This window comes from Lacisediminihabitans sp. (assembly GCF_036404185.1).
Taxonomy (GTDB): domain Bacteria; phylum Actinomycetota; class Actinomycetes; order Actinomycetales; family Microbacteriaceae; genus Lacisediminihabitans.
In genome coordinates this window covers 1-23,798 of the sequence record NZ_DASWPB010000115.1, presented here as the reverse complement: position 1 = coordinate 23,798, position 23,798 = coordinate 1, and the positions used below count along the sequence as shown (strand labels likewise).

Sequence of the window (23,798 nt, the reverse complement as noted above, 5' to 3'; positions counted from 1 at the left end):
GTCGCCGAGAGCCCGCTCCCCCTCGCGCTGGCGACGTCGAAGCCGGAGCTCGCCGCGATCACCGCGCTGGAGCACTACGGCCTGGCCGACTACTTCGACGTCATCACCGGCGCCTCGGAGGACGAGGTCCGCAGCAGCAAGGCGGATGTCGTCGGCGAGGCACTGGTCCGCCTCGCGGCGATCGGCGCGGATGTCTCCAGGCCCGTTCTGGTCGGGGACAGGGACTACGACGTCGAAGGAGCCGGGGTGCACGGCGTGCCGACCATCTTCGCGGAGTGGGGCTACGGCTCTCCGGCGGAGGCGGCCGGAGCCATCGCCATCGCCCGGTCGACGGCCGAGCTGAAAACGCTGCTCCTGGGCTAGGCGACCTGCACCGGGCAGTGGACCTGGGTCGGCCGGCCGTCCCTGCGCTCGATCTCATGCTCGGACATCGGATGCCCGCAGATCGGGCACGGCTTCGGCCCGGTCGACGGCAGCGGCGCCTCGCCGTACGGCCCGAGCGGCGGCGGACCGATGTAGGGGAACAGTCTCCTGTTCAGGCGGTCCCACCACGGACGCCTCCCAGCCGGATCTCCCGCCGCCGGGTCGCCATCCGTCGAACCATCCGGGCGGCCGCCCATCGTCCCATTCGTCATCGCACAACTCCTTAGTGCACTAATTATACGTGCACTAATCATCATCACGCTATGCTTGGTCGGTGCCGACCGCCGTTGATCCCCTCGCCCTCGACCGACAGGTCTGCTTCGCGCTGGCGGCGGCGTCCAGAAGCGTCATCGCGCTCTATCGGCCAGTGCTCGCACCGCTCGGCCTCACGCATCCGCAGTATCTCGTCATGCTCGCCCTCTGGGAGCGCAGCCCGCGCACCGTCACCGACATCGGAGAGGCCCTGCTGCTGGAGCCGGCTACCCTCTCGCCGCTGCTGAAGCGGCTCGAGGCGGCGGGGCTCATCACCCGCAACCGCAGCGCGACGGACGAACGTGCCCTCGCCGTGGAGCTGACGGCGGACGGAGCGGCGCTGCGTGCCAGAGCGGAAAAGGTGCCGGCGCAGATCGTCGAGCGGCTGGGGATGCCCGTTGCCGACCTGGAGCGGATCAGGGACGGCCTCACCGCGCTGATCTCCGCCGCCCGCTGATCTCCATCCATTATTTCTGCCAAGCTTGAACCACAACACGTACAGAGAGGCGACCATGGCCGCGAAGAACATCCTTTTTATCGGCGGCACGGGAACCATCAGCAGTGAGTCGGTCGCCCTGGCCGTCCGCCGCGGCTACGACGTGACGGTCCTCAACCGCGGAGCGACGACGCTCCGCCCCGTCCCCGAGGGCGCGGAGACCCTCGTCGCCGACATCCGCGATCCCGACTCCGTGCGAACCGCCCTCGACGGCCGCGACTTCGACGTCGTCGTCGATGTCGTCGCCTTCACCCCCGAGCACGTGCAGACGGACATCGACTTCTTCTCCGGCCGCACCGGGCAGTACGTCTTCATCTCCTCCGCGTCCGCCTACCAGAAGCCCGTCGGCAGGCTGCCCATCGTCGAGTCCAGCCCGCTGCGCAACCCCTACTGGCAGTATTCGCGCAACAAGATCGCCGGCGAGGAGCTGCTCGTCGCCGCCTATCGGGAGAAGGGCTTCCCCGCGACCATCGTGCGACCATCGCACACGTACGACGCCACGAACATCCCCGTCAACGGCGGTTGGACGACGATCGACCGGATGCGCCGCGGCGAGCCGGTCGTCGTGCACGGCGACGGCACCTCGCTCTGGGTGCTGACCCACAGCCGGGACTTCGCCAAGGCCTTCGTCGGACTGCTCGGGAACCCCCAGGCGATCGGCGACAGCTTCCACATCACCTCGGACGAGGTGCTGACCTGGGACCAGATCACGACCCTCATGGCGGATGCCGCCGGCGTGGAGGCGAAGATCGTGCACGTCACGAGCGAGGCGATCAACGCAGCCGACCCGGAGATGGGGGCCGGTCACCTCGGCGACCGCACCCACTCGGTGATCTTCGACAACAGCAAGATCAAGGCGCTCGTGCCCGACTACGTGGCGACCACCCGTTTCGCCGACGGCGCCCGCGAGATCGTCGACTGGTACGACGCGCATCCGGACCAGCGGACCATCGACCCGGCGGTCAACGCACTCTTCGACCGCCTGATCGCCCGGCCCTAGTCCCGCATCCTTCCCTTCCCCGGCCCGCGCCCTCGGTCCGATCTCAAGGAGATTCCGCGCTCCGACTGCCGCGTTGCTGGCATCCCGACCGGTTTTCTCGTCCGATTCCTTGAAATCGGAGTCTTGAGATCGGACTTCTCGGACGGGGCGGGAGACGGGGACGGGAGACGGAGCGGGAGGGGCTAGCGGGCGAGGCGGTCGACGATCGCACCGAAGACGCCCGGCAGGACGGCAGCCACGGGCACGATCGCCCCGCGCAGCGGTGAGGCGGATGCCGCGACCAGCCCAGCCGTGAGCATCCGGAAGTCGCGCGTCGCGGTCGACCACGCCCCCTCGTATCCGCCCGGATCGTCCGCAACCAGGCAGTCGATCGCCGCCCTGGCCTGGGCGAGGCCGACCCGGATGCCCTCCCCTGTTATCGCGTCGACGTAGCCGGCGGCGTCCCCCACGAGCAGCACCCGGCCAGTGACCCGCGCGGTCGTCCGCTGACGGAACGGGCCGGCACCGCGCAGCTCACTGGCCGGCATGCGGCCGGCGAGCCGCTCCCGGAGCTCCGGGATCGCGGCGAGCGTGCCGTCGAAGTCGGTCCGCGCCGGCCCGAGCACGGCGATGCCCACGATGCCGCCGCCCACCGGTGTCAGATAGACCTCGACGTCCTTGGTCCAGTAGACCTCGATAAGGTCGCTGCGCGGCTCCATGACGTAGTGCCGGCGCAGGCCGAAGCGGCGGATGCCGGCCGGTCGTCGTTCGAGCCCGGCGAGCCGACGGACCGTGGAGTGCAGGCCGTCCGCGGCGACGAGATAACGCCCGCTCAACCCGGCGACCGTCACGCTCTCGGGGGACTGCCGGAGAGCATCCACCCTCGTGCTGATGCGGCCGACGCCGAGCTCCTTCGCGCGGGTCTCCAGCGCGGCGTGCAGGGTGGTGCGTCGGACCCCGCGACCCGGGCCGTCGCGGAACAGGTGGTCGACCTGCCTCGATGCGCTCCGGTAGCTCACGCCCCTCAGGGCGAATCCGGGCGGGTCGACTCCGAGTCGCTCGAGTGCCGGGATCGCGCCCGGCATGAGCCCCTCCCCGCAGGCCTTGTCGATCGCCGAGGGACGCGGTTCGACGATCGTGGCCGTGAGCCCGCGCATCCGGGCCTCGATCGCCGTCGCGATGCCGATCGGGCCCCCGCCCACGACGATCACGTCGACCTCGGGCCTCACACGAAGGTCCTCACGCCAAGGTCCTCATCCGACGGCCGTCACGACGACGACTCCAGGGTCGCGATCGCGCGCTCCTCCACCGGGATGCGGAACCCGAAGAGCAGCACGGCGTTGAGCGCCGTGAAGGCGATCGCGGTGATCCAGGCGGTGTGCACGAGCGGCAGCGCGATTCCCTCGGCGATCACGACCACATAGTTCGGATGGCTCAGAAGACGATACGGACCGCTCACCACCCGGCCGAGCCCGGGCACGACGATGACCCTGGTGTTCCACTGCCTGCCGAGCGTGACGATGCACCAGTACCGCAGAGCCTGGCAGGCGAGGGCGACGACGAGCATCGGCCAGCCCAGCCACGGGATGAAGGGCCGGTCGCCGAAGAACACCTCGGCGAGCGTCGCGAGCAGGAACCCCGTGTGCAGGACGACCATGAACGGATAGTGACCGCGGCCGTACTCCACTCCACCGCGCGCGAAGCCCCAGGCGGCGTTGCGGCGCGAGATGACCATCTCCAGGATGCGCTCCACCCCCGTCGCGAGGATGAGGATCAGGAACCAGATCACACCGAGATCCTCTCGTCCGGCCAGCGCAGCAGCACGAGCTCCGCGCTGACGCCGGGGCCGAGCGCGAACAGGAGGGTGTCCTCGCCGGCGCTGCGAGGCCGCTCGAGCTCCTCGGCGAGGATCTCCAGCACCGACACGGAGGACAGGTTGCCGTACTCCGCGAGCGACCGCCAGCTGTTCTCGAAGACGTCGCCGTCCAGGGCGAGCGCCGTCTGGAAGGATTCGAGCACCCTCGGGCCACCGGGATGCGCGATCCAGCTGTCGATGTCGGACACCGTCAGGCCGTTCGCCGCGAGGAACTGCGTGACATCCTCGCCGAAGTTCTGCTCGACGAGCGGGGAGACCCCGGCGGTGAGGACGATGCGGAACCCGGCCTCACTCGCCGTGAACGCGATGACCTCCTCCGTGCCCGGATAGAGCCGGCTGCGGGCATCGATCACCTCTGGCCCCGTCGCGGACATCCCTCGCGCCCTCTCGTCGCCGACCATGACGACCGCGGCGGCCCCGTCGCCGAAGAGCCCGCTCGCGACCATGTTGCCCATCGAGTCGTCGCCGTGCTGGAAGGTGAGTGAGCAGAGCTCCACCGCGATCAGCACCCCGACCTCGTGAGGATGGCCGATCAGATAGTCGTTGACCCTGGCGATTCCCGCCGCACCGGCCACGCAGCCGAGGCCGTAGATCGGCACCCGCCGGACGTCCGGGCGCATCCCGATCCTGGCGACCAGCAGGGCGTCGACGGAGGGTGCGGAGATGCCGGTTACCGAGGTGAACATGAGGTAGTCGACGTCGGCCGGTCGGAGGCCCGCGGTGTCCAGGGCATCCAGGAGCGCCCGCTCGAGGAGGTCGGTCGCCACCGTGACGAACATCGCATTCGAGCGGGTGAACGTCTCCTGCTCTCTGTATGCCTCGAGCGGCATGACCAGATGGCGGGTCTCGACCCGGCTCGAGGCGTGCAGACGGCGCAGAACGCCCTGTTTGGACCGATCCGGGGTGACCATGGCCGCGATCGTGTCGGTGATCTCCGCCTGGGAGAAGACGTGGGCGGGGAAGGCCGATGCGACGGCAGCGATTCGTGCCATCCGGCGACGCTAACACGGTTGAGCGTGGTTTGGACTGTCACCGGCGACCCCTAACGTTGTTCTCGTGACATCGTCCAGCCCCGTCAGGTCGAGCTCCCGGCCGCTCGGGGCCGTCTCCCTCGTCGTCGCCGGTCTTGTCTGCCAGGAGGTGGGCGCCTCCTTCGCCGTCATGCTGTTCCCGGCCGTCGGCCCCCTCGGCATGGTGGCCCTCCGGCTCGGGTTCTCTGCCATCATCCTCGTGCTGATCTGCCGCCCGCGACTTCGCGGTTACCGGGCCCGCGACTGGGCGACGGTCGTCCTGTTCGGGCTGGCCCTGGCCAGCATGAACGGGCTGTTCTACGAGGCCCTCGATCGGGTGCCCCTCGGAGCGACGGTCACCATCGAGGTGCTCGGACCGCTCGTGCTCTCCGTCGTGACCAGCCGCAGGGCCGCGAGCTGGCTGTGGGCCGTTCTCGCTTTCCTCGGCGTCGCGTTGCTCGGCGAGGGCAGCTTCGGACGACTGGATGCCCTCGGTGTCGTCTTCGCCTTCGGTGCGGCGGTCTGCTGGGCCGCCTACATCCTCCTGTCCGCTCGAACCGGGCGCCGCTTCCCGAGGATCGACGGTCTCGCCATCGCCATGGCGGTGGGGGCGATCGTCATCCTGCCCATCGGCATCGTCAGCGCGGGGCCCGCCATTCTCGAGCCGCGCATCCTCCTGCTCGGAGCGGCGGTCGCCCTGCTCTCCTCGACCATCCCGTACGCCTTCGAGCTGATCGCCCTGCGGCGGATCCCCTCGGCGACCTTCTCCATACTGATGAGCCTCACCCCGGCGATCGCGACGGCCGCCGGACTGATCCTGCTCGGTCAACGACTCACGGTCGTCGGCGCCGTCGCCATCGCCCTGGTTATCACGGCCAGCATCGGCGCCGTGCGGATGGCACGTCGGGACGCCCTGCTCGCCGGCCGGCCGCTGCCGACCACACCCCTCGACCACGGAGAAGACCATGCCCACCGCTGACGAACTGCTCGGCCCCGAGGTTCTGCGAGCGCTGATCGCGTCGGTCGAGCGGGCCGCTCCCGGCCGCGAGCTCTCCCGTCTCCGTGCCGCCGGTCCCCTGCTCGGACCGCTGAGCCTGCGCCAACGCACCGATCTGCTCAAGGATGCGCTGCTGGCCGATCTGCCCGGCGACTACCCGGGGCTCGAATCGACCGTCCGTACCGCCCTCGGCGACGAGGCCTTCTCCGGCTGGCTGATCTGGCCGGTCACCGAGGCGGTCACGGCCGGCGCCCTGCGGGACGGGAGCGGGCGGGCATTCGACGCCGCCCTCGCCCTTCTCGCCGAGCTTTCGCCCCGCCTGACCAGCGAGTTCGCCGTCCGACCGCTTCTCGCCGCGGACCTGGGCCGAGCCATCCCGATCGTGCTCGGCTGGACCGCGCATTCCGACGAGCGGGTGCGCCGGCTGGCGAGCGAGGGCACGAGGCCCTTCCTCCCCTGGGCCATCCGGGTTCCGGCGATCATCGCTGAGCCGGCGTCGACGGTCCCGATCCTCGACGCCCTCTACCGCGACGAGAGCGAGTTCGTCAGGCGGTCGGTGGCGAACCATCTCAACGACCTGAGCCGCCAGAACCCCGCCCTCGTCGTGAAAACCGCCTCCCGCTGGATGTCCGCACCGGACGCGAACACGCCCCGGCTGATCAGGCACGCGCTCCGCACGCTGATCAAACGCGGCGATCCCGGCGCGCTCGGGCTGCTCGGCTTCGCGCCGGCGCCTGCGGTCGTCGTCACCGGTCCCGTCCTCGGCGCGGACACCGTGGCGATCGGCGGCCGCCTCCCGTTCGAGGTCAGGCTCGAGAACACGGGAGACGTCCGCACGGCGCTCGCCGTCGATTACGTCGTCCATCACCGGAAGGCGAACGGCAGCCAGACCACGAAGGTGTTCAAGCTCACCACCAGGAGCCTGGCCGCCGGCGAGAGCGCCCTCCTCGTTAAGGTCCACTCCTTCGAGCAGATCACCACCCGTGCCTACCACCCCGGCGAGCACGCCCTGGAGGTCCAGGTGAACGGCGTGCTCTCCGGACGGGTGGCCTTCCAGCTGACGAGGTCCTAGGCGGCCAGGAAGGCCAGCAGCGCCTCGTTGACCTGATCGGCGTGGGTCCAGAGCAGTCCGTGCGGGGCGCCCTCGATCTCCACGTAGGTCGCCTGCGGCAGCAGCCTGGAGAACGGCCGGCCGGTCGCGTCGATCGGAAGGATCCTGTCCGCCGTTCCCTGAAGGATGAGCGTCGGCACGTCGATCTTCGCGATGTCGGCTCGGAAGTCCGTGAACCAGGTGAGCGGAGCGGCCGCGGAGGCCACGGCACCGGCGCCCGCCGCGACATCCCAGCTGTGACGAAGCACCTCCTCGCTGAGCCGCGAGCCCAGGTTCTCGTCGGTGTTGTAGAAGTTCTTGTAGAACTCGGTGAAGTAGGCGTAGCGGTCCGCCTTCACGTCGGAGACGATGCCCTGGAAGAACTCGATCGGCGCCGCGCCCTCCGGGTTGTCGCCGGTCTTCAGCAGGAACGGCTCGAGCGAGGCGAGGAAGGCCGCCTTCGCGACCCGCTTCGACCCGTAGGTGCCGAGGTAGCGGCCCACCTCGCCGGTGCCCATGGAGAATCCGGCGAGCACGACGTCGTTGAGGTCGAGGGTCTCGAGCACGACGTTGAGGTCGGCGGCGAAGGTGTCGTAGTCGTAGCCGGTCGTCGGCTGGCTCGACTGCCCGAATCCCCGGCGGTCGTAGGTGATGACCCGATAGCCGGCGTCCAGGAGGGCGGCGGTCTGCTTCTCCCAGGAGTGCCCGTCGAGCGGGTAGCCGTGGATGAGCACAACCGGCTGGCCGGTTCCGTGGTCTTCGTAATAGAGGTCGATGCTGGTCGAGTTCTCGGTCCCGACGGTGATGTACGACATGGTCGCTGTCCTTTCGTCCTGCATTTCCAGCCGGAGAACGTGCGTTCTCCGATTCCTTTGCTACTCTAGAGAACGTACGTTCTCAACGCAAGTGGCGAAAGGGAGAATTTCATGCAAACGATCGATGAGGCCAGGTCTCAGGTGATCGACGCGGCGGATCGCCTGTTCTACGCCAGGGGCGTGCAGGCGGTGAGCATGGACGATCTGCGATCGGAGGCATCCGTCTCACTGAAGAGGCTGTACTCGATGTTCCCCTCGAAGGAGGCGCTGGTGCTCGCGGTGCTTGGCCGCCGGCACGAGCTGTGGACGACGGGCATCGAGGCCGCCGCGGCCACCGTGACCGAACCCCGGGACAAGCTGCTCTCGATGTACGACTACCTGTTCGACTGGTTCAGGGACGACACCTATCGCGGCTGCGGGTTCATCAACGCCTTCGGCGAGCTGGGCGCCACGGTGCCGGCCGTCGCCGAGGCGACCAGGCAGCAGAAGGAGTCGTTCCAGCGCTACGTCGCCGGTCTGGTCGCGGACATCGGGGCGACCCCGCTGCTGGCCGACCAGCTGGCCATCCTCGCGGAGGGGGCGCAGACGACGGCCGCGATCGCCGGACGCCCGGATGCCGCGCTCGCCGCCCGCGACGCCGCAGCCGTGCTCATCGACGCGGCCCTCACCGCGTCGTCACCCGCGCCGTCACCCGCGCCGGGCGCCGACGACCGGTGAGCGGCCTCGCGGCGGGAGACACGGCGTCGCGGCGGGAGACACGGCGTCTCGTGGCGGAGAAATACGCTCGCGGCGGGAGGTGGGACTCCCTCCGCGAAGACGTTTCTCCCGCCACGGCACATACGCGACAGAGGACAGAGCCGGAACTGCGCGGCGACTCCCGCCGACCCGCGGGGCGAAGCGATCAGCCGAGCGACGCCTGGTAGATCCGCAGCCGCGCCGTGGCCAGCCGAAGGGTCGGCACATCCACCCCGTGACGGTCGCCCCTGGCGACGAGATCGCCGAGGATCTGCTCCACCTCGACCGGACTCCCGGAGGCCGCATCCCGGAACATCGACGTCGTGAAGGAGGACCCCTGCTGGGTGAGTCTGGCCGTGGTCTGCTCCACGGACCTCGCGCTGGGAGCGAAGCCCTCCGCCTCGGCGACGGACGAGCATTCGTGGATGATCGTCCGCGCGATCTCCTCGCCGCCCGGCACCGCGACGATCTGCCCGATGCTGCCGCCGAGCAGACAGGTGAGCGCTCCCCCGGCGGCCAGAACGACCCACTTCTCCCACATCGCCTGGAGGATGTCGCCCGACAGCCTCGCGCCATCCACCGCCCCGCGGAAGGTGTCGTCGACGGCGCGGATGCGATCGCTCATCGAGCCGTCCAGCTCGCCGTAGCTCACGCTGGCCCCGTCGGCCAGCTGGTGGACCGCGCCATCCGGATCGAGCTGGCTGACGATGACGCACAGGCCGCCGACCACCCGCTCGGTCCCGAACCGATCGCGGAGGACATCCAGATGCCTCATCCCGTTGAGCAGGGGCAGTACCGTCGTGTGCGGTCCGATCGCCGGCGCGACATCGGCGAGCGCGGCCTCCAGCCCATACGCCTTCGTCGCCAGAACCACCAGCTCGAAGGGCTCGTCGAGCTCGCCGCTCAGGACGACACGCGGCCGGACGCTGAAATCGCCGCCCGGGGTGCGCACCACGAGGCCATGAGTCTCCAGGACGGATGCGCGCCCCGGCCGGATCAGGAACGAGACGTCCCTGCCCGCCTGGGCCAGCCGGCCGCCGAAGTAGCCGCCGACGGCTCCGGCACCGACAATCAGGGTCTTGAGAGGCGCCACGGAGGTCCCTTCGATCGATGGTGGACGAGGCTCGCACGCACCAGCGTCTACGCTAACCCCGCCGACCGGGGTGACCGGGCGCCGATCCCATTGACACCGCCCGCGTTCGGCTTAGCGTGGGGCGGGTCGGTCATCAGGCCGCGAGAGACGAACGAGCAGAGGACGTCGCCATGAGCGATCCGGACACCGAACGACCGCCGTTTGGCGTGCCGGACGATCCGCACACCGAGGACCCGTCGAGCATTCCGGGTGAGGACCCGGTTACGACGACCGAGCCCGATGGGACCCCGAAGGAGAACCCCTCGGGGTAGCCCGTCGCCGCCCTCGGCTCATTCCGTCTTCGCGCGCATCCGCAGAAATATCGCGACCAACGCGGCACCAAGAACGCAGATCCCGCCGTTGACCCAGACAGCGGTCGTGACGCCACCGAGAATGGCATCGGTCCGCGACGAGGCGCTGGCGAGGACCACCCCAGTGAAAACGGCGCTCATGATCGGAGTGCCCATCGTGATACCGACCTGCTGGCTCATCGTGGTCAGGCCGGTGGCGAGACCTTGTTCCCGAGCGGGGAGGCCGGAGGTTGCCGTGATCATGAATCCGACGATGACGACGAGATTGGCGACCCCGCCGACGAACGTGGCGACGAGCACGAGAATGATCGACAGGGGAGAAGTCGTGAACAGGGTCAGACACAGCGTCGCGATCGCCTGGACGAGGAATCCGCCGACAATCGCGGCCTTGGTGCCGAACCGACCGATCATACGCGGCCCGAGGAGACCTCCCGTGACAGTGCCGAGGCCGAGCACAGCGAAGGAGAGACCGGCCTCCAGCGGCGAGTAGCCGAGAACCTTCTGCAGATACAGGGTCAGGAGGAAAACCAGCGAGGTCTCGGTCACGAAGGCGAGGGCTCCGGCGACGTTGCCCACGGCGACGGTGGACCGCCGGAGAATCCTGAGAGGAACCAGCGGGTAGGGAGCGCGACGTTCGATGGCGACGAACCCGAGGATGAGGACGATGGCGACAGCCAGCGGGACGAGCGTCACCGGATCGACCCACGAGGTCTCGGCCGCATGGGTGAGTCCGAAGACGAGGGCGAGAAGCCCGAGGGTGACCGTTATCGCACCGGGCACGTCCAAACGGGTCTTCACTCGATCGCGGGTCTCCGTGAGAACGATGGGAGCGACGATGAGAACGCCGACCGCCACTGGAACGTTGATGAAGAATGCCCACCGCCACGAAAGCAGGTCGGTCAGGAGACCGCCGAGGATCGCACCGGTGGTGAATCCGGCGGCCATGAGAGATCCGTTCAGGCCGAGCGCTCTGCTTCGGGCCGGCCCCTCGGGGAAGGCTCCGATCAGGAGGGCGAGCGCGGCCGGCACGACGATCGCGGTGGCGAAACCCTGCGCAGCGCGGGCGATCAGGAGCATCGCAGGTGTGATCGACAGGCCCCCGGCCAGCGAGCCGGCACCAAGGAGGACCATGCCGATAAGAAACATGCGCCGGCGACCGGCGATGTCGGCCACTCTGCCCATGAGAAGTGTGAAACCGGCCGCGCAGAGGGCGAAGGCGGTGGCGATCCACTGTAGGTTCCCGATCCCGAAACCGACGTCGGCGCCGATGGTCGGCAACGCGACGTTCAGGATGGAGAAGTCGACGGCGAGGGTGAAGCTGGCGGTCAGGAGGACAACGAGAGCGACCCGTTGTCTGGCCGTCATGGCCGCCTCATGCCCGGCCGTCTTCCTGCCGGTCGTCGCCGGAATGATCGTGCCATTGTCTGCTTGCTGTTCGATTGGCACACTGGACCTCTTTCGTACACGAGCAGCCAGGACGATACGGCCGCCGGGGGCGGGGACCCGATCAACACTCGACGAGGCGGAAGGAAACAACCACACCCCGTGCTGACTATCACTGACAGGGACAGGGACAGAACGGTCTGCGGGAGCCACAATGGGTCTATGACCGGTCCGAACGAGCTGGGGGATTTCCTCCGCGTGCGACGAGCCTCCTTGCAGCCGGCGGACGTCGGCCTGCAGGAGTACGGCATTCGCCGAGTGCCCGGATTGCGCAGGGAAGAGCTTGCGATGCTGGCCGGGGTGTCCAGCACCTACTATTCCCGGCTGGAGCAGGGCCTCAGCGCCAACGCCTCAGAAGCGGTCATCGCGTCGATAGCGAGGGCGTTGAACCTCACTCGAGACGAGCGAGCCCACCTGTTCAACCTGGCCAAGCCCGGCGTATCACCGAAGCGCCGGACCCCGACCAAACCGGATCATGCCAGACCGGGGACGCTTCGGCTCATCAACTCCATGTCGGGGACTCCCGCGGTGATCATCGGCCGCCGGAGCGAGGTTCTCGGCTGGAATGAACTCGGTCACCGTCTGATCGCCGGACACGTCGACTTCGACAGCCCGAACCGCATCCCGGACCGCCCCAACCTCACCCGGATGCTGTTCCTCGACGAGCACACCAAGGAGCTCTACTCGCGGTGGCAGGAGGAAGCCGTTCGTGCCGTGTCGTCGCTGCGAGTCCTCGGAGGCAAGAGTCCGGAGGACCCGGAATTGACAGCGCTGGTCGGCGAGCTGACGGTCAAGAGTCTTGATTTCGCGAGGCTGTGGGCAAAACACCCCGTCGAGAACTGTGTGTCGGGTGTCAAGTACATGCAGCATCCGGAGCTCGGCTCCATCGAGATCGGCTTCGAAGTGCTGACGCCCCCGGACGACTCCGGGCATCGCATCCTCATGTACACGCCGGAACCCGCCTCACCGGCCGAGGCGGCCCTGGAGCTGCTCCGCCGTCGCGACGATCGCATGATCGCCATGAACGATCGCCCCTCGTTTCGCTGATATCACGCTTGCTCACGACCTGCTCGACTTTCCGCCTCGGTCGCGCGAACCCCGAATCTAGCCGAGGCGGTAGATGTCGGCGCGGTGGTCGACGTGGATCACGATGACGATCATGCGGTCGTCGAGGATCTCGTAGATGATCCGATAGGGGCCTCGACGGGCGCTCCACAGCCCCTCGAGCTCCCGCTGCAGCGGCTTCCCGACGCGGCGAGGGTTGCGCGCGAGGTCGCCATAAACGAACTCGACGATCGCCGGAACGAGACGGGGAGGGATGCCGTGCAGATCGCGCCGGGCTGTGCCCGCGAATTCGATCCGATAGGGATCGTGGTCGGTGCTCAACGAGCCGTCCGCCGCGGCACGTTGAACTCGGCGCGGATCTGCTCCTCACCCGAGGTGGTGCCGTCTGCGAGCTCCTGTCGCACCCGAGCGACGTCATCGAGGATCCCCGGTCGGGAGAGCCAGAACAGGGTTTCCTGCAACGACTCCCACTCGTCCGCTCCGATCAGAACGGCCGCCGGCGATCCATTCTTGGTAATCGTCACCTGCTCGTGCGTCAGCGACACGGCGTCGACGAACTCGTTGAGCTTGTCCTTGACCTTGGAGATCGGCAGCGTTTGCATGCCTCCACTATAGGCTCTGATTACAGCGTTACACAGGCCTGAATAAAGGCCGTGAATGTTCTCCCGGCCCGCGCGGCCTTACGGTGAACGGATGGACGAGGAAACCCTGGCCGGTGGCAACTCGAGCACGGTCGTGCGCGTTGGCAACACCGTTCGGCGCACAGCCGGCCCCTGGACTCCGGCCGTGCACCGGCTTCTCACCACGCTCCGCCTGGCCGGCATCGCCGAGGTGCCGGAGCACCTGGGCCTGGACGATCGTGGCCGGGAGATCCTGAGTTTCCTTCCCGGCCGGGTGGCCAACTATCCGCTCCCCGACTGGCTGTGGTCCGACACGATCCTCGAGGAGGCGGGGCGGCTGCTCCGCCGGGTGCACGACGCGAGCGTCCCCCTCGTCGCGGAACCGCTCGACTGGTCGGCACCGCGACACGAGCCCGCCGAGGTGGTCTGTCACAACGACGCGGCCCCCTACAACCTCGTGTTCGCCGACGGTCACGTGACCGGGCTGATCGATTTCGACACGGCGTCGCCGGGACCTCGCCTGTGGGACCTGGCCCATCTCGCCTATCGGCTGGTCCCCTTCGTGGAGGACGCCGATCCGGATGCCTGGACGGACGACCGGCGCTTCGACCGCCTCGACCGCCTGGTGCGTGCGTACGGCATCCCCTTCTCCCGCGCCCAGGTCCTGTCGGCGATCGGTGCCCGCCTCGAGGAGCTCGCGACCTTCACCGACCGGCGGGCGGCCGAAACCGGCCGCCCGGAGTTCCTGGACCACGCCGCGATGTATCGTCGCGACCGGACTCGTTTGCTTTCGCATCTCACATAACGGTCCCGCCGCGCGTCTACCGTGTGATGGATATGAAAAAACCGTTCGAGAACATCGTCGCCGAGCACGGACCGACCGTGCTGCGGGTCTGCCGAGCGGTCGTGGGCTTCGACGAGGCCGACGACGCCTGGTCCGAGACGTTTCTCTCGGCGATGACGGCGTATCCGTCCCTGCCCGACGACGCCAATGTCGAGGCCTGGCTGGTGACGATCGCGCACCGCAAGGCGATCGACGTCATCCGAGTCAGGAAGCGGATCGCGATCCCCGTGGAGGAGGTGCCCGATCGGCCCTCGTCGCTCGGGATCGCCGACTCGAGCGATCGGGAGGTCTGGGATCACGTCAGGTCACTGCCCGACAGACAGCGGCAGGCCGTCGCCTACCACTACCTGGCGGGACTGCCCTACCTGGAGATCGCCGCGATTCTCGGCGGAACGACGGATGCCGCGCGCCGGGCGGCATCCGACGGGATGAAGACCCTGCGAAAGACGTTCGCGGGCACGGATCGACACGGAGGGGCCAGATGACCACCGACACAGAGGACGAGCGGGAGGTCTCCGATCTCCTCGCCGGGACCGCTCTGCCGACGGCGGAGACGATGGAGCGACTGCACCGCAGACTCGAGGAGTCGGCAGAGCGGGCCGACGTCCTCGACATCGCCTACACGACCATCGACAGCCCGGTCGGGACGCTGCTGCTGGCCGCGACGGAGAGGGGGCTCCTCCGGGTCGCCTACGAGAACGAAGACCTCGACCGGGTGCTCGACAGGCTCGGCACGATCGTGAGTCCGCGCATCCTGCGATCGCCCGGGCGACTGGATGCCGCCGCCTTCGAGATCGACGAATACTTCGGCCGCACGCGCACGGGCTTCGACCTCGACCTCGATCTGTCCCTCTCCAACGGCTTCCGCCGAATCGTGCAGGCCCACCTGCCGCGGATCCCCTATGGCGCGACGGAGAGCTATAAGCGGGTCGCCGAGCTCGTCGGCAACCCGAAGGCCGTCCGCGCGGTCGGGAGCGCCTGCGCCACCAACCCGCTGCCGATCGTCGTTCCCTGCCACCGGGTGCTCCGCACCGATGGGACGCTCGGCGGATACATCGGCGGCCTCGCGGCCAAGAGCGCACTGCTGCGGCTGGAGGCCGGCGGGCCCCCGATCGAAGGATCTCGTGGACTGATCGGGTGAGCATCCGCCGATGTCCGCCGGCGCAGCTGAGCGCTCAGCGCACCGACCTCCGCTCGTAGATCGTCTGGCTGAGTCCGGTGTAGACCTCTCCCCACAGGTGCTCGTGCTCGACGGGCGTCAGGAGTCCGTGGTCCGCCCGGTCGTCGAGCTCGAGCAGCGCGGCCGCGGCGCGGGTCAGGGGCGCCAATTCGCCGAGCACCTCGCGGTGCCCCGTCGTCGCGACGACGGTGGCCCGCAGGCGGAGCACCCGAGGACGGATGCCGGCGGTGGCGCTCCTGCTGACGAGGAGGATGACGACGAAGAGGGCGGCGGCGACCGCCAGAGCCAGCCATCCGTTGATGGCCACGTTCAGTCCGATGGCGACGACAAGGCCGAGAACCAGGCCGACACCGGGCCAGCGCCGCCGGAAGACCAGCGCTCGACGCTCGACGACGGTGATCCCGGGCGGATACACCGTCAGCCGGTAGCGCATGACGCTTCCGCTTCGATCGACGGGCCCGACCTGCAGGTCGCCCCACGAATGCTCGCCGTCGAGAGCGACCCGCGTCCAGTGGACCAGAAGCCGCTCCACGCGGACCGACGGGGGGAGGGTGCTGTTGTGCATGGAGCCAGCCTGTGACGCGCAAACACGCCGAAACGGCTTGCTGACGAAACCATAACGGATAGCGCGAAAACCCTAACGGCGTCCTAACGCTCGGGGGCGAACCGGTATCCCATCCCGGCCTCCGTGAGCAGATACCGCGGTCTGGAGGGCTCGGGCTCGAGCTTCTTCCGCAGTTGGGAAAGGTAGAGCCGAAGGTAACCCGTGTCCGCGGTGTGGTTCGGCCCCCAGATCTCGGTCAACAGCGTCTCGCGCGGGATGAGCCTGTCGGGGTTTCGGACGAGGATCTCGAGCATCTGCCATTCCGTGGGCGTAAGCCGGATCACGATCGCGTCGGGACCCGTGCCGCGGACGACGCGGCGATTGCCCAGGTCGACGGTGATGTCCGCGAAGCGGACGACGGGGCTGTCCCCCTGGCCGCCCTGCCGACGCGTCAGGGCGCGGACTCTGGCCAGGAGCTCGTCGGTGGCGAACGGCTTGGTCACGTAGTCGTCCGCTCCGAGGTCGAGGGCCTGGACCTTTTCGGCGGAGTCTGCCCGCCCGGAGACCACGAGGATCGGGACGGTGGACCAGCCGCGGATGGCCTGGATGACGGCCAGTCCGTCGAGCTCTGGCATGCCGAGGTCCAGGAGGACGAGGTCAGGATGCTCGGCGATGACGAGATCGAGGGCCTCCTTGCCGGTGCGGGCCAGGACGACCTCGTACCCGTGGGCCGACAGGATGATGCGTAGCGCGCCGAGGATCTGCTTGTCGTCGTCGGCGATGACGAGCTTCATGCATCCTCCGTGCCGTCGACGATGGGCAGGGAGACGACCATGGTGAGGCCGCCACCGGGGGTGTCGTCGGCCGCCAGGGTCCCGGACATGCCCTCGACGAAGCCGCGGGAGAGGGCGAGCCCCAGTCCGATGCCGGTGGTGTTGTCGGTGTCGCCCTCGCGCTGGAAGGGCTCGAAGATGCTGTCCTTGCGGTCGTCTGGCACACCCGGGCCGGTGTCGACGACCCGGATCTCCACGTGGTTGTCGAAACTGCTGACGCTCAGCACCGGGGGTGCCGTGGTGAAGCGCAGGGCGTTCGCGAGCAGGTTCACCAGCACCCGCTGGAGCAGGACGGGATCCGCGCGCACGGGCGGCACCGGATCGTGGATGTCCAGGACCACCTGGCCGGGCGCGATGCCGAGCTCCTCCAGCGCGGAGGGAAGGACATCCTCGACCTCGACCTCGACCAGGTTCACAGCGAGCACCCCCGCCTGGACCCGGCTGACGTCCAGCAGATTGGTCACGAGGGTGTTGAGGTTCTCCAGGCTGGCCTGAGCGGTCTCCAAGAGCTCGTCGCGGTCGTGGTCGCCCAGCGTGATCTCGGGTGAGCGGAGGCTGGTGACGGCCGCCGTCGCCGCAGCCAGCGGACGGCGCAGGTCGTGGCCGAGCGCGGCCAGCAGTGCGGTGCGCACACGATCGGTCTCGGCAAGGGGTTTGAGCTGCTCGGCGGTGTCGGTCAGGTCGCGGTGTTCGAGCGCGGCCTGCAACTGGGTCGCGATGACGGTCAGGATCCGGCGGTTGGAGGCCGGCAGCTCCGGCCCATAGAGCTCCAGGAAACCGCGATCGCCGACCGGCTGCACCGTCGCCTGCTCGTTCTCCTCCGGCTGTCCCTCCTGGTAGAGGAGGGTGCCGTTGGTGTCCCGCAGGCTGACCGCGCTGAGACCGAATGCCTCCCGAGTGCGGAAGACGAGGGCGGCGATGGCGTCTCGGCCGCGGATGACGCTGCCGGACACGGTGGCGAGCACCTCCGACTCGGCGGCCGAACGACGGGCGGCCCGCGTTCGACGGGCGGCCTGGTCGACCACGAAGCTGACCAGGGCGGCGCCGATGACGTACAGCAGCAGGGCGAGCAGGTGCAGTGGATCGGTGATGGTGATGGTGTAGTAGGGCTCGACGAAGAAGAAGTCGAGGGTGAGCCCGGAGAGAACGGCGGCGAAGAGCGCGGGCCAGATGCCGCCGGTCAGGGCGACGACGACGACGAGCAGTTGGAAGGCGAGCGTGTCGCTGGCCAGCGCCTCCGGCCTGCGGAAGTACCACAGCGCGCCGGTCAGCGCCGGACCGAGCACGATCGCGAGCGCGAATCCCGTGATCAGGCGCTTCGCACTCAGGGCACCGCGGGCTCGCGGAAGGACGAGCTGGTGGGTCCCCGCGGCCTGGTGGGTGACGATGTGCACATCGATGTCGCCGGACTCGCGGATGACGGTCTGGCCGACGCCCTGACCGGTGAGCAGCGCGAACAGGCGGCTGCGCCGCGAGACGCCGATCACCAGCTGGGTGGCATTGCTCGCGCGGGCGAAGTCGACGAGGGTCTGCGGGATGTCGTCGCCGACGATCTGGTGATAGCTTCCGCCGAGTTTCTCGACGAGGGTCCGTTGGGCGGCGAGCGCTCCCGGATGGGGCTCGCGCAGGCCCTCCTGTCCGGAGACGTGGACCGCGAGGATCTCGCCGCCGGCGGACCGGGCGGCGATACGGGCGCCTCGGCGGATGAGCGCCTCCCCCTCCGGCCCGCCGGTGAGAGCGACGACGACGCGCTCCCTGGCCTCCCATTTGCTGTCGATGCCGTGCTCCGCCCGATACTTCTGGAGCGCGCTGTCGACCTCGTCGGCGAGCCAGAGAAGGGCGAGCTCGCGAAGGGCCGTGAGGTTGCCGAGCCGGAAGTAGTTCGACAGGGCGGCATCGATCCGCGCGGCCGGGTAGACGAGACCGCCGGACAGCCGATCCCGCAGGGCCTGGGGGGCGAGGTCGACGACCTCGATCTGATCCGCCGCGCGCAGCACGGAATCGGGGATCGTCTCGCGTTGAGTGATGCCGGTGATCTGCTCGACGACGTCGTTCAGGGACTCGATGTGCTGGATGTTGACGGTGGTGAAGACGGTGATGCCGGCATCCAGGAGGTCCCGGACGTCCTGCCATCGTTTCTCGTGCGTGGAGCCCGGGGCGTTGGTGTGCGCGAGCTCGTCGACCAGCGCGATGTCCGGATGCCGGTCCAGAACGGCGGAGAGGTCCATTTCGGCCAATTCGACCCCACGGTGCTCGATCGACCGTCGCGGGATGATCTCGAGGCCCTCGACCATCGCGGACGTGGCCGCGCGATCGTGGGTTTCCACGACCGCGACGACCACGTCCTTGCCCTCGTCTTTCAGGCGTCGGCCCTCTTCGAGCATGGTGTAGGTCTTCCCCACACCCGGCGCGGCTCCGAGGAGCACCCGAAGTTTGCCTGTGCCCATGACGCCGGCCTCTCGATCTACTGGTGGTTTCCGTCAGGGTCCAGTCTGGCCAAGTCCAGGTTCAACTGGACCACATTGACCACCGGGTCCCCGAGGTAGCCGAGCTGACGGCCGTGGGTGTTCTGGTCGACGAGCTTCTGCACGGACGCCTCGCTGATGCCCCGGGTGGTCGCGACGGTCTTGACCTGCAGCTGAGCGTATGCCGGGGAGATGTCCGGGTCGAGTCCCGAACCGGAGGCCGTGACGGCGTCGGCCGGGATCTGCTCCACCGTGACCCCGTAGGTGTCCTCGATCACCTTGTGCCTGTCCCCGATGGCCTTGATCAGGTCCGGGTTGTTCGGTCCGTAGTTGGAGCCGCTGGAGCCGTTCGCGTCGTAGCCGTTGGCGGCATTGTTGGTCGCCGCGGAGGGACGCGACTGGAACCACTGCGGCAGTGGATTGCCCTTCTTGTCCGTGAAGGACTGTCCGATCAGGCTCGACCCGACGACCTTCCCGTCGAGGGAGACGGCGGACCCGTTGGCCTTGTCGTGCAGGAACAGCTGACCGATCCCGGTCATCACCAGCGGATACACGATCCCAAGGCCCGCGGTCAGCACGAGTATCGCGCGGATCGCCACCCAGTATTGACGCGCGGTGGCGCGAGTGCCATTCGGCATGATGTCTTCTTCTCTCTTGTCTGGGTGATCAGAATCCGGGGATCAGGCTGACCAGCAGGTCGATCAGCTTGATGCCGATGAAGGGGGCGATGATGCCGCCGATGCCGTAGACCAGCAGGTTGCGACCGAGCAGGCTCGAGGCGGACGACGGGCGATAGCGGACGCCCCGCAGGGCGAGCGGGATCAGGATCACGATGATGAGCGCGTTGAAGATCACCGCGGACAGAATCGCCGAGTCCGGCGAGTGCAGCCCCATGATGTTGAGCGCCTGCAGTCCGGGGAACACTCCGACGAACATGGCCGGGATGATCGCGAAGTACTTGGCGACGTCGTTGGCGATCGAGAAGGTGGTCAGCGCCCCACGGGTGATGAGCAGCTGCTTGCCGATCGTGACGATGTCGATCAGCTTGGTCGGATCGGAGTCCAGGTCGACCATGTTGCCGGCCTCCTTCGCGGCCGACGTGCCGGTGTTCATCGCCACGCCGACGTCGGCCTGCGCGAGCGCCGGGGCGTCGTTGGTGCCGTCGCCGGTCATGGCGATGAGCTTGCCGCCCTCCTGCTCCCGGCGGATGAGCGCCAGCTTGTCCTCCGGGGTGGCCTCGGCGAGGAAGTCGTCGACGCCCGCCTCTTTCGCGATCGCCGCGGCGGTCAGCGGGTTGTCGCCGGTGATCATGACGGTGCGGATGCCCATCCGGCGCATGTCCGCGAACCGCTCCGCCAGGCCGGTCTTGACAACGTCCTTGAGGTAGATGACGCCAAGCAGATGAACGTCGCCGGTGACCTCCTTGATCGCGACGGCCAGCGGGGTTCCGCCGGCCTGCCCGATCTCCTTCACCTGGTCGTCCAGTTCGCGCTCGACCTGGGCGGGCAGCGCTCCGTTCTCGGTGACCCATGCCCGTACGGCGCTCGGCGCGCCCTTGCGCACCTGCGAGCCGTCCGGGAGGTCGAGGCCGCTCATCCGGGTCTGCGCGGTGAACGGAACGATGGTGCCCTCGATGTCGCGGGGCCTGCGATAGCCGGACTGCTCCGCAAGCGTCACGACCGAGGAGCCCTCCGGCGTCGGGTCACTCAGCGATGCGAGGGCGGCCGTCTCGACGAGGCGCGCGCCGACGACCCCACCGATCGTGCGGAACTCGGCCGCCTGCCGGTTGCCGTAGGTGATCGTCCCCGTCTTGTCGAGCAGCAGCGTGTTGACGTCGCCCGCGGCCTCCACGGCGCGGCCAGACATCGCGAGCACGTTGTGCTGCACGAGCCGGTCCATGCCCGCGATGCCGATCGCGGACAGCAGGGCGCCGATCGTGGTCGGGATCAGGCAGACGAGCAACGCCACGAGCACGGTGACGGACGGCGCGGCGTTCGCGAACCCGGCCGTCGGGCCGAGGGCGAGCACCACGACGACGAAGATGATCGTCAGGCTCGCCAGCAGGATGTTCAACGCGATCTCGTTCGGTGTCTTCTGCCTGGACGCGCCCTCCACCAGGGCGATCATGCGATCGACGAAGGTGTGGCCGGGCTTCGACGTGATCTTCACGACGATGCGGTCGGAGAGCACCCGGGTGCCGCCGGTGACCGCTGACCGGTCACCACCGGACTCGCGCACCACGGGGGCCGACTCACCGGTGATGGCCGACTCGTCGACGGAGGCGATGCCCCAGACGATGTCGCCGTCGCCGGGGATCAGCTGGCCGGCCTCGACAACGACGACATCGTTCAATCGCAGGTCGCCGGATGGCACGTCGTCGGTGGCCGCGTGCAGCGCGGACGGGTCGGCAGCTTCCTGGTAGCCCCTCACCCGGCGGGCCAGCGTCGTGGTGCGGGACTTGCGCAGCGTCGCCGCCTGCGCCTTGCCGCGTCCCTCGGCGACGGCCTCGGCGAGGGTGGCGAACAGGACGGTGAGCCACAGCCAGATGGTGATCCACCAGGTGAATGCGGTCGTGGCGGTCGTGCCGCCTCCGGTCTGGTGGCCGAGGAACGGCGAGGCGACGGCGAGCACGGTGGTGAGCGCGGCGCCGACCTCGACGATGAACATGACGGGGTTGTGCCACATTTCGCGCGGGCTCAGCTTGCGCAGCGCCTCCGGCATGCTGGTCCACAGCTGCCGGGCGTTGAAGGCGCCCTTCGGAGCACGATGCGGCTGCATCGTCTCGGGGGTGTCGGTGATGGTGGTCATTAGTGCAGTCCTTCTGCGAGCGGTCCGAGAGCGACGACGGGGAAGTAGGTGAGTGCCGACACGAGCAGGATCGTGCCGATGAGCAGGCCGACGAACTGGGGTCGATGCGTCGGCAGCGTGCCCGTGGTGGCGGGAACCTTGTCTTGTGCGGCGAGTGAGCCGGCGAGAGCGAGGATGAACACGATCGGCAGGAAACGGCCGAGGAACATGACCGCTCCAAGGGATGCGTTCAGCCAGGGCGTGTTCGCCGTCACGCCGGCGAAGGCAGATCCGTTGTTGTTCGCCGCGGAGGTGAACATGTACAACACCTCGGAGAAGCCGTGCTGGCCCGGGTTCCAGATCGTCGTCTTCTCCACGGAGTTCACGACGCCGGGAATCGCGAAACTGAGCGCGGTGCCTGCCAGTACGAGGGTCGGCGTGGTGAGGAAGTAGAGGCTCGCGAGCTTGATCTCGCGACCGCCGATCTTCTTGCCGAGATACTCGGGGGTGCGTCCGGCCATGAGACCCGCGAGGAACACAGCGACGACGGCCATGATGAGGATGCCGTAGAGACCTGCTCCGACGCCGCCGGGGGCGACCTCGCCGAGCATCATGTTGACCATCGTCATCATGCCGCCCAGCGGGGTGAAGCTGTCGTGCATCGAGTTCACCGCACCGGTTGAGGTCAGGGTGCTGGATGTCCCGAACAGGGCGGAGCCGAGGATGCCGAAGCGGTCCTCCTTACCCTCCATCGCACCGCCGGCGGCCTGGGTCGCCGCACCGCCTCCCTGGTATTCGAACACGGTGAGGGCGACGAGGGATGCGACGAACAGAGTGCTCATGGTGGCGAGGATCGCGTAACCCTGGCGATGGTCGCCGACCATCTTCCCGAAGGTACGCGGCAACGTGAACGGGATCAGCAGCAGCAGGAAGACCTCGAACATGCTGGTCCACGCGGTCGGGTTCTCGAACGGATGCGCCGAGTTCGCGTTGAAGAATCCGCCGCCATTCGTGCCGAGCTCTTTGATGGCCTCCTGCGAGGCGACAGGGCCGCCCGGCAGGTTCTGCCCCGCCCCCGTGAGGGTGTGAACGGCCTCGACCGGGTTGAAGTTCTGGATGACCCCTCCCGCGATCAGAACGACCGCGGCGACGATCGAGAACGGCAGCAAGATCCGCACGATTGCGCGGGTCGTGTCGACCCAGAAATTGCCGATCGTGCCCATGCGGCGCAGCGCGAAACCGCGCACGAGCGCGATCGCGACGGCGATGCCGACGGCCGCGGAGATGAAGTTCTGGACGGCCAGGCCGGCGAACTGAACCGTGTAGCCGAGGGTGAGTTCCGGAGAGTACGACTGCCAGTTCGTGTTCGTCACGAAGGAGATCGCCGTGTTGAAGCTGAGCCCCTCCGGCACGTTCGGCAGGCCGAGCGAGTAGGGCAGCCAGTGCTGGATGCGCTGCAGCAGGTAGACGACGAGGATGCCGACGACCGAGAAGGCGAGCATGCTGCGCATATAAGCCGGCCAGCTCTGCTCGGAGGCCGAGTCGACGCCGACGAGCCGGTAGACGCCGCGTTCGACGCGCAGGTCCTTGCGCGAGGTGAACGTGTGCGCCATGTAATCGCCGAGGGGCCGGTAGCAGAGCGCGAGCAGCAGCGCCAGCGTGGCGAGTGCTGCGATGAAGAGCCAGGTCGTCACTAGAATTTCTCCGGCTTCAGCAGGGCGTACACGAGGTACGCGAGCGAGGCGGCGGCGAGGACAACCGCGATCAGGTCAAAGACGATCACAGCTTCTCCACCCCCTTGGCGACCAGCGCCACAACGGCGCCGAGGGCGATCACGCCCAGAATCCACACGAGGTCCAATGGAACACTCCCAGGTGAAGGGGCACACACGCCGAGCGGCG

General features: G+C 68.4%; 27 protein-coding genes. 11 read left to right on the top strand and 16 right to left on the bottom strand.

Features of this window, described 5'->3' with window-relative positions:
- A partial coding sequence (locus VGC18_RS08760; RefSeq protein WP_331096353.1) for an HAD hydrolase-like protein occupies positions 1–363 on the top strand: 363 nt, incomplete at its 5' end.
- Here the strand turns inward: VGC18_RS08760 and VGC18_RS08755 are convergent.
- A complete protein-coding gene (locus VGC18_RS08755; RefSeq protein ID WP_331096351.1) occupies positions 360–635 on the bottom strand; it encodes a hypothetical protein in 276 nt (91 codons plus the stop codon). The genes VGC18_RS08760 and VGC18_RS08755 overlap by 4 nt on opposite strands.
- A 62-nt stretch (positions 636–697) precedes the next feature.
- Here VGC18_RS08755 and VGC18_RS08750 point away from each other — a divergent pair, with 62 nt between their 5' ends.
- Both VGC18_RS08750 and VGC18_RS08745 read left to right on the top strand, forming a co-directional pair.
- Positions 698–1,132 carry a MarR family transcriptional regulator gene (locus VGC18_RS08750; protein ID WP_331096349.1) on the top strand — a complete coding sequence of 145 codons (435 nt, stop codon included), beginning with the start codon at positions 698–700 and terminating at the stop codon, positions 1,130–1,132.
- 55 nt (positions 1,133–1,187) lie between these two features.
- Complete coding sequence (locus VGC18_RS08745) at positions 1,188–2,171, top strand: SDR family oxidoreductase (RefSeq protein WP_331096347.1); 984 nt, start codon at positions 1,188–1,190, stop codon at positions 2,169–2,171.
- Between the two features lie 182 nt (positions 2,172–2,353).
- Here the strand turns inward: VGC18_RS08745 and VGC18_RS08740 are convergent, their stop codons facing one another.
- From VGC18_RS08740 to VGC18_RS08730, 3 genes are read right to left on the bottom strand one after another with little or no spacing between them, the layout of a single operon-like run.
- The gene (locus tag VGC18_RS08740) at positions 2,354–3,379 is read right to left on the bottom strand and encodes an NAD(P)/FAD-dependent oxidoreductase (protein ID WP_331096346.1); all 1,026 of its coding nucleotides are present in this window, start codon (positions 3,377–3,379) and stop codon (positions 2,354–2,356) included.
- Positions 3,380–3,417: 38 nt separating this feature from the next.
- Positions 3,418–3,939 carry an isoprenylcysteine carboxyl methyltransferase family protein gene (locus VGC18_RS08735; RefSeq protein ID WP_331096344.1) on the bottom strand — a complete coding sequence of 174 codons (522 nt, stop codon included), beginning with the start codon at positions 3,937–3,939 and terminating at the stop codon, positions 3,418–3,420.
- A complete protein-coding gene (locus VGC18_RS08730) occupies positions 3,936–5,018 on the bottom strand; it encodes a type III polyketide synthase (RefSeq protein ID WP_331096342.1) in 1,083 nt (360 codons plus the stop codon). The genes VGC18_RS08735 and VGC18_RS08730 overlap by 4 nt, the downstream gene beginning before the upstream one ends.
- Positions 5,019–5,187: 169 nt before the next feature.
- On the opposite strand from VGC18_RS08730, the gene VGC18_RS08725 reads away from it, so the two are divergent.
- Together VGC18_RS08725 and VGC18_RS08720 are read left to right on the top strand one after the other, a co-directional pair.
- Positions 5,188–6,015, top strand: a complete 828-nt coding sequence (locus tag VGC18_RS08725) for an EamA family transporter (protein ID WP_331096359.1) — start codon at positions 5,188–5,190, stop codon at positions 6,013–6,015.
- A complete protein-coding gene (locus tag VGC18_RS08720; RefSeq protein WP_331096340.1) occupies positions 6,002–7,105 on the top strand; it encodes a DNA alkylation repair protein in 1,104 nt (367 codons plus the stop codon). Before VGC18_RS08725 ends, VGC18_RS08720 begins: the two co-directional genes overlap by 14 nt.
- Here VGC18_RS08720 and VGC18_RS08715 read toward each other — a convergent pair.
- On the bottom strand, positions 7,102–7,938 hold the full coding sequence (locus VGC18_RS08715) for an alpha/beta hydrolase (protein WP_331096338.1): 837 nt from the start codon (positions 7,936–7,938) through the stop codon (positions 7,102–7,104). The two genes, VGC18_RS08720 and VGC18_RS08715, sit on opposite strands and share 4 nt — an antisense overlap.
- Before the next feature lie 111 nt (positions 7,939–8,049).
- Between VGC18_RS08715 and VGC18_RS08710 the strand changes: the two genes are divergently transcribed.
- Positions 8,050–8,655, top strand: a complete 606-nt coding sequence (locus tag VGC18_RS08710; RefSeq protein ID WP_331096336.1) for a TetR/AcrR family transcriptional regulator — start codon at positions 8,050–8,052, stop codon at positions 8,653–8,655.
- A gap of 184 nt (positions 8,656–8,839) precedes the next feature.
- Here VGC18_RS08710 and VGC18_RS08705 read toward each other — a convergent pair whose 3' ends face one another.
- Positions 8,840–9,766: a ketopantoate reductase family protein gene (locus tag VGC18_RS08705; RefSeq protein ID WP_331096334.1), complete on the bottom strand. Its 927-nt coding sequence runs from the start codon at positions 9,764–9,766 to the stop codon at positions 8,840–8,842.
- 170 nt (positions 9,767–9,936) lie between these two features.
- Here VGC18_RS08705 and VGC18_RS08700 point away from each other — a divergent pair, with 170 nt between their 5' ends.
- Entirely contained in the window at positions 9,937–10,077 is a 141-nt protein-coding gene (locus tag VGC18_RS08700; protein ID WP_331096332.1) for a hypothetical protein, read from the top strand.
- 18 nt (positions 10,078–10,095) lie between these two features.
- On the opposite strand, the gene VGC18_RS08695 is transcribed toward VGC18_RS08700, so the two are convergent.
- Positions 10,096–11,481, bottom strand: coding sequence for an MFS transporter (locus VGC18_RS08695; protein WP_331096357.1), 1,386 nt, complete (start codon positions 11,479–11,481; stop codon positions 10,096–10,098).
- Between the two features lie 240 nt (positions 11,482–11,721).
- On the opposite strand from VGC18_RS08695, the gene VGC18_RS08690 reads away from it, so the two are divergent.
- On the top strand, positions 11,722–12,606 hold the full coding sequence (locus VGC18_RS08690) for a helix-turn-helix transcriptional regulator (RefSeq protein ID WP_331096330.1): 885 nt from the start codon (positions 11,722–11,724) through the stop codon (positions 12,604–12,606).
- A 57-nt stretch (positions 12,607–12,663) separates the two neighbouring features.
- On the opposite strand, the gene VGC18_RS08685 is transcribed toward VGC18_RS08690, so the two are convergent.
- Positions 12,664–12,945, bottom strand: a complete 282-nt coding sequence (locus tag VGC18_RS08685) for a type II toxin-antitoxin system RelE/ParE family toxin (RefSeq protein WP_331096328.1) — start codon at positions 12,943–12,945, stop codon at positions 12,664–12,666.
- The gene (locus tag VGC18_RS08680; RefSeq protein WP_331096326.1) at positions 12,942–13,226 is read right to left on the bottom strand and encodes a type II toxin-antitoxin system Phd/YefM family antitoxin; all 285 of its coding nucleotides are present in this window, start codon (positions 13,224–13,226) and stop codon (positions 12,942–12,944) included. The genes VGC18_RS08685 and VGC18_RS08680 overlap by 4 nt, the downstream gene beginning before the upstream one ends.
- A gap of 91 nt (positions 13,227–13,317) precedes the next feature.
- On the opposite strand from VGC18_RS08680, the gene VGC18_RS08675 reads away from it, so the two are divergent.
- Genes VGC18_RS08675 through VGC18_RS08665 form a run of 3 tightly spaced genes read left to right on the top strand, consistent with a single transcriptional unit; the run spans position 13,318 to position 15,229 of the window.
- A complete protein-coding gene (locus tag VGC18_RS08675; RefSeq protein ID WP_331096325.1) occupies positions 13,318–14,049 on the top strand; it encodes a phosphotransferase in 732 nt (243 codons plus the stop codon).
- A gap of 26 nt (positions 14,050–14,075) precedes the next feature.
- Complete coding sequence (locus VGC18_RS08670; RefSeq protein WP_331096355.1) at positions 14,076–14,573, top strand: RNA polymerase sigma factor; 498 nt, start codon at positions 14,076–14,078, stop codon at positions 14,571–14,573.
- A complete protein-coding gene (locus tag VGC18_RS08665) occupies positions 14,570–15,229 on the top strand; it encodes a methylated-DNA--[protein]-cysteine S-methyltransferase (RefSeq protein WP_331096323.1) in 660 nt (219 codons plus the stop codon). The genes VGC18_RS08670 and VGC18_RS08665 overlap by 4 nt, the downstream gene beginning before the upstream one ends.
- 34 nt (positions 15,230–15,263) lie before the next feature.
- Here the strand turns inward: VGC18_RS08665 and VGC18_RS08660 are convergent, their stop codons facing one another.
- From VGC18_RS08660 to kdpF, 7 genes are all read right to left on the bottom strand, one after another.
- Positions 15,264–15,833 (bottom strand): DUF6611 family protein, encoded by a 570-nt coding sequence (locus VGC18_RS08660; protein WP_331096321.1) that lies wholly within the window; start codon positions 15,831–15,833, stop codon positions 15,264–15,266.
- A gap of 83 nt (positions 15,834–15,916) precedes the next feature.
- The gene (locus tag VGC18_RS08655; RefSeq protein ID WP_331096319.1) at positions 15,917–16,606 is read right to left on the bottom strand and encodes a response regulator transcription factor; all 690 of its coding nucleotides are present in this window, start codon (positions 16,604–16,606) and stop codon (positions 15,917–15,919) included.
- Positions 16,603–19,092, bottom strand: coding sequence for a DUF4118 domain-containing protein (locus VGC18_RS08650; protein ID WP_331096317.1), 2,490 nt, complete (start codon positions 19,090–19,092; stop codon positions 16,603–16,605). Before VGC18_RS08650 ends, VGC18_RS08655 begins: the two co-directional genes overlap by 4 nt.
- 17 nt (positions 19,093–19,109) lie before the next feature.
- On the bottom strand, positions 19,110–19,748 hold the full coding sequence (kdpC, locus tag VGC18_RS08645; protein ID WP_331096315.1) for a potassium-transporting ATPase subunit KdpC: 639 nt from the start codon (positions 19,746–19,748) through the stop codon (positions 19,110–19,112).
- A gap of 28 nt (positions 19,749–19,776) precedes the next feature.
- On the bottom strand, positions 19,777–21,918 hold the full coding sequence (kdpB, locus tag VGC18_RS08640; RefSeq protein ID WP_331096313.1) for a potassium-transporting ATPase subunit KdpB: 2,142 nt from the start codon (positions 21,916–21,918) through the stop codon (positions 19,777–19,779).
- On the bottom strand, positions 21,918–23,591 hold the full coding sequence (gene kdpA, locus VGC18_RS08635; protein ID WP_331096311.1) for a potassium-transporting ATPase subunit KdpA: 1,674 nt from the start codon (positions 23,589–23,591) through the stop codon (positions 21,918–21,920). The genes kdpB and kdpA overlap by 1 nt, the downstream gene beginning before the upstream one ends.
- Positions 23,591–23,680 (bottom strand): K(+)-transporting ATPase subunit F, encoded by a 90-nt coding sequence (gene kdpF, locus VGC18_RS08630; RefSeq protein ID WP_331096309.1) that lies wholly within the window; start codon positions 23,678–23,680, stop codon positions 23,591–23,593. The genes kdpA and kdpF overlap by 1 nt, the downstream gene beginning before the upstream one ends.
- Positions 23,681–23,798 lie beyond the last annotated feature (118 nt).

Bases quoted from the DNA above. Each gene is read 5' to 3' on its own strand.
- VGC18_RS08650 (WP_331096317.1), bottom strand. From the start codon at position 19,092: ATGGGCACAGGCAAACTTCGGGTGCTCCTCGGAGCCGCGCCGGGTGTG.
- VGC18_RS08680 (WP_331096326.1), bottom strand. From the start codon at position 13,226: ATGCAAACGCTGCCGATCTCCAAGGTCAAGGACAAGCTCAACGAGTTC.
- VGC18_RS08700 (WP_331096332.1), top strand. From the start codon at position 9,937: ATGAGCGATCCGGACACCGAACGACCGCCGTTTGGCGTGCCGGACGAT.
- VGC18_RS08660 (WP_331096321.1), bottom strand. From the start codon at position 15,833: ATGCACAACAGCACCCTCCCCCCGTCGGTCCGCGTGGAGCGGCTTCTG.
- VGC18_RS08665 (WP_331096323.1), top strand. From the start codon at position 14,570: ATGACCACCGACACAGAGGACGAGCGGGAGGTCTCCGATCTCCTCGCC.
- kdpC (WP_331096315.1), bottom strand. From the start codon at position 19,748: ATGCCGAATGGCACTCGCGCCACCGCGCGTCAATACTGGGTGGCGATC.
- VGC18_RS08670 (WP_331096355.1), top strand. From the start codon at position 14,076: ATGGATATGAAAAAACCGTTCGAGAACATCGTCGCCGAGCACGGACCG.
- VGC18_RS08745 (WP_331096347.1), top strand. From the start codon at position 1,188: ATGGCCGCGAAGAACATCCTTTTTATCGGCGGCACGGGAACCATCAGC.
- VGC18_RS08675 (WP_331096325.1), top strand. From the start codon at position 13,318: ATGGACGAGGAAACCCTGGCCGGTGGCAACTCGAGCACGGTCGTGCGC.
- VGC18_RS08730 (WP_331096342.1), bottom strand. From the start codon at position 5,018: ATGGCACGAATCGCTGCCGTCGCATCGGCCTTCCCCGCCCACGTCTTC.
- kdpB (WP_331096313.1), bottom strand. From the start codon at position 21,918: ATGACCACCATCACCGACACCCCCGAGACGATGCAGCCGCATCGTGCT.
- VGC18_RS08695 (WP_331096357.1), bottom strand. From the start codon at position 11,481: ATGACGGCCAGACAACGGGTCGCTCTCGTTGTCCTCCTGACCGCCAGC.
- VGC18_RS08715 (WP_331096338.1), bottom strand. From the start codon at position 7,938: ATGTCGTACATCACCGTCGGGACCGAGAACTCGACCAGCATCGACCTC.
- VGC18_RS08710 (WP_331096336.1), top strand. From the start codon at position 8,050: ATGCAAACGATCGATGAGGCCAGGTCTCAGGTGATCGACGCGGCGGAT.
- VGC18_RS08720 (WP_331096340.1), top strand. From the start codon at position 6,002: ATGCCCACCGCTGACGAACTGCTCGGCCCCGAGGTTCTGCGAGCGCTG.
- VGC18_RS08725 (WP_331096359.1), top strand. From the start codon at position 5,188: ATGCTGTTCCCGGCCGTCGGCCCCCTCGGCATGGTGGCCCTCCGGCTC.
- VGC18_RS08690 (WP_331096330.1), top strand. From the start codon at position 11,722: ATGACCGGTCCGAACGAGCTGGGGGATTTCCTCCGCGTGCGACGAGCC.
- VGC18_RS08755 (WP_331096351.1), bottom strand. From the start codon at position 635: ATGACGAATGGGACGATGGGCGGCCGCCCGGATGGTTCGACGGATGGC.
- VGC18_RS08655 (WP_331096319.1), bottom strand. From the start codon at position 16,606: ATGAAGCTCGTCATCGCCGACGACGACAAGCAGATCCTCGGCGCGCTA.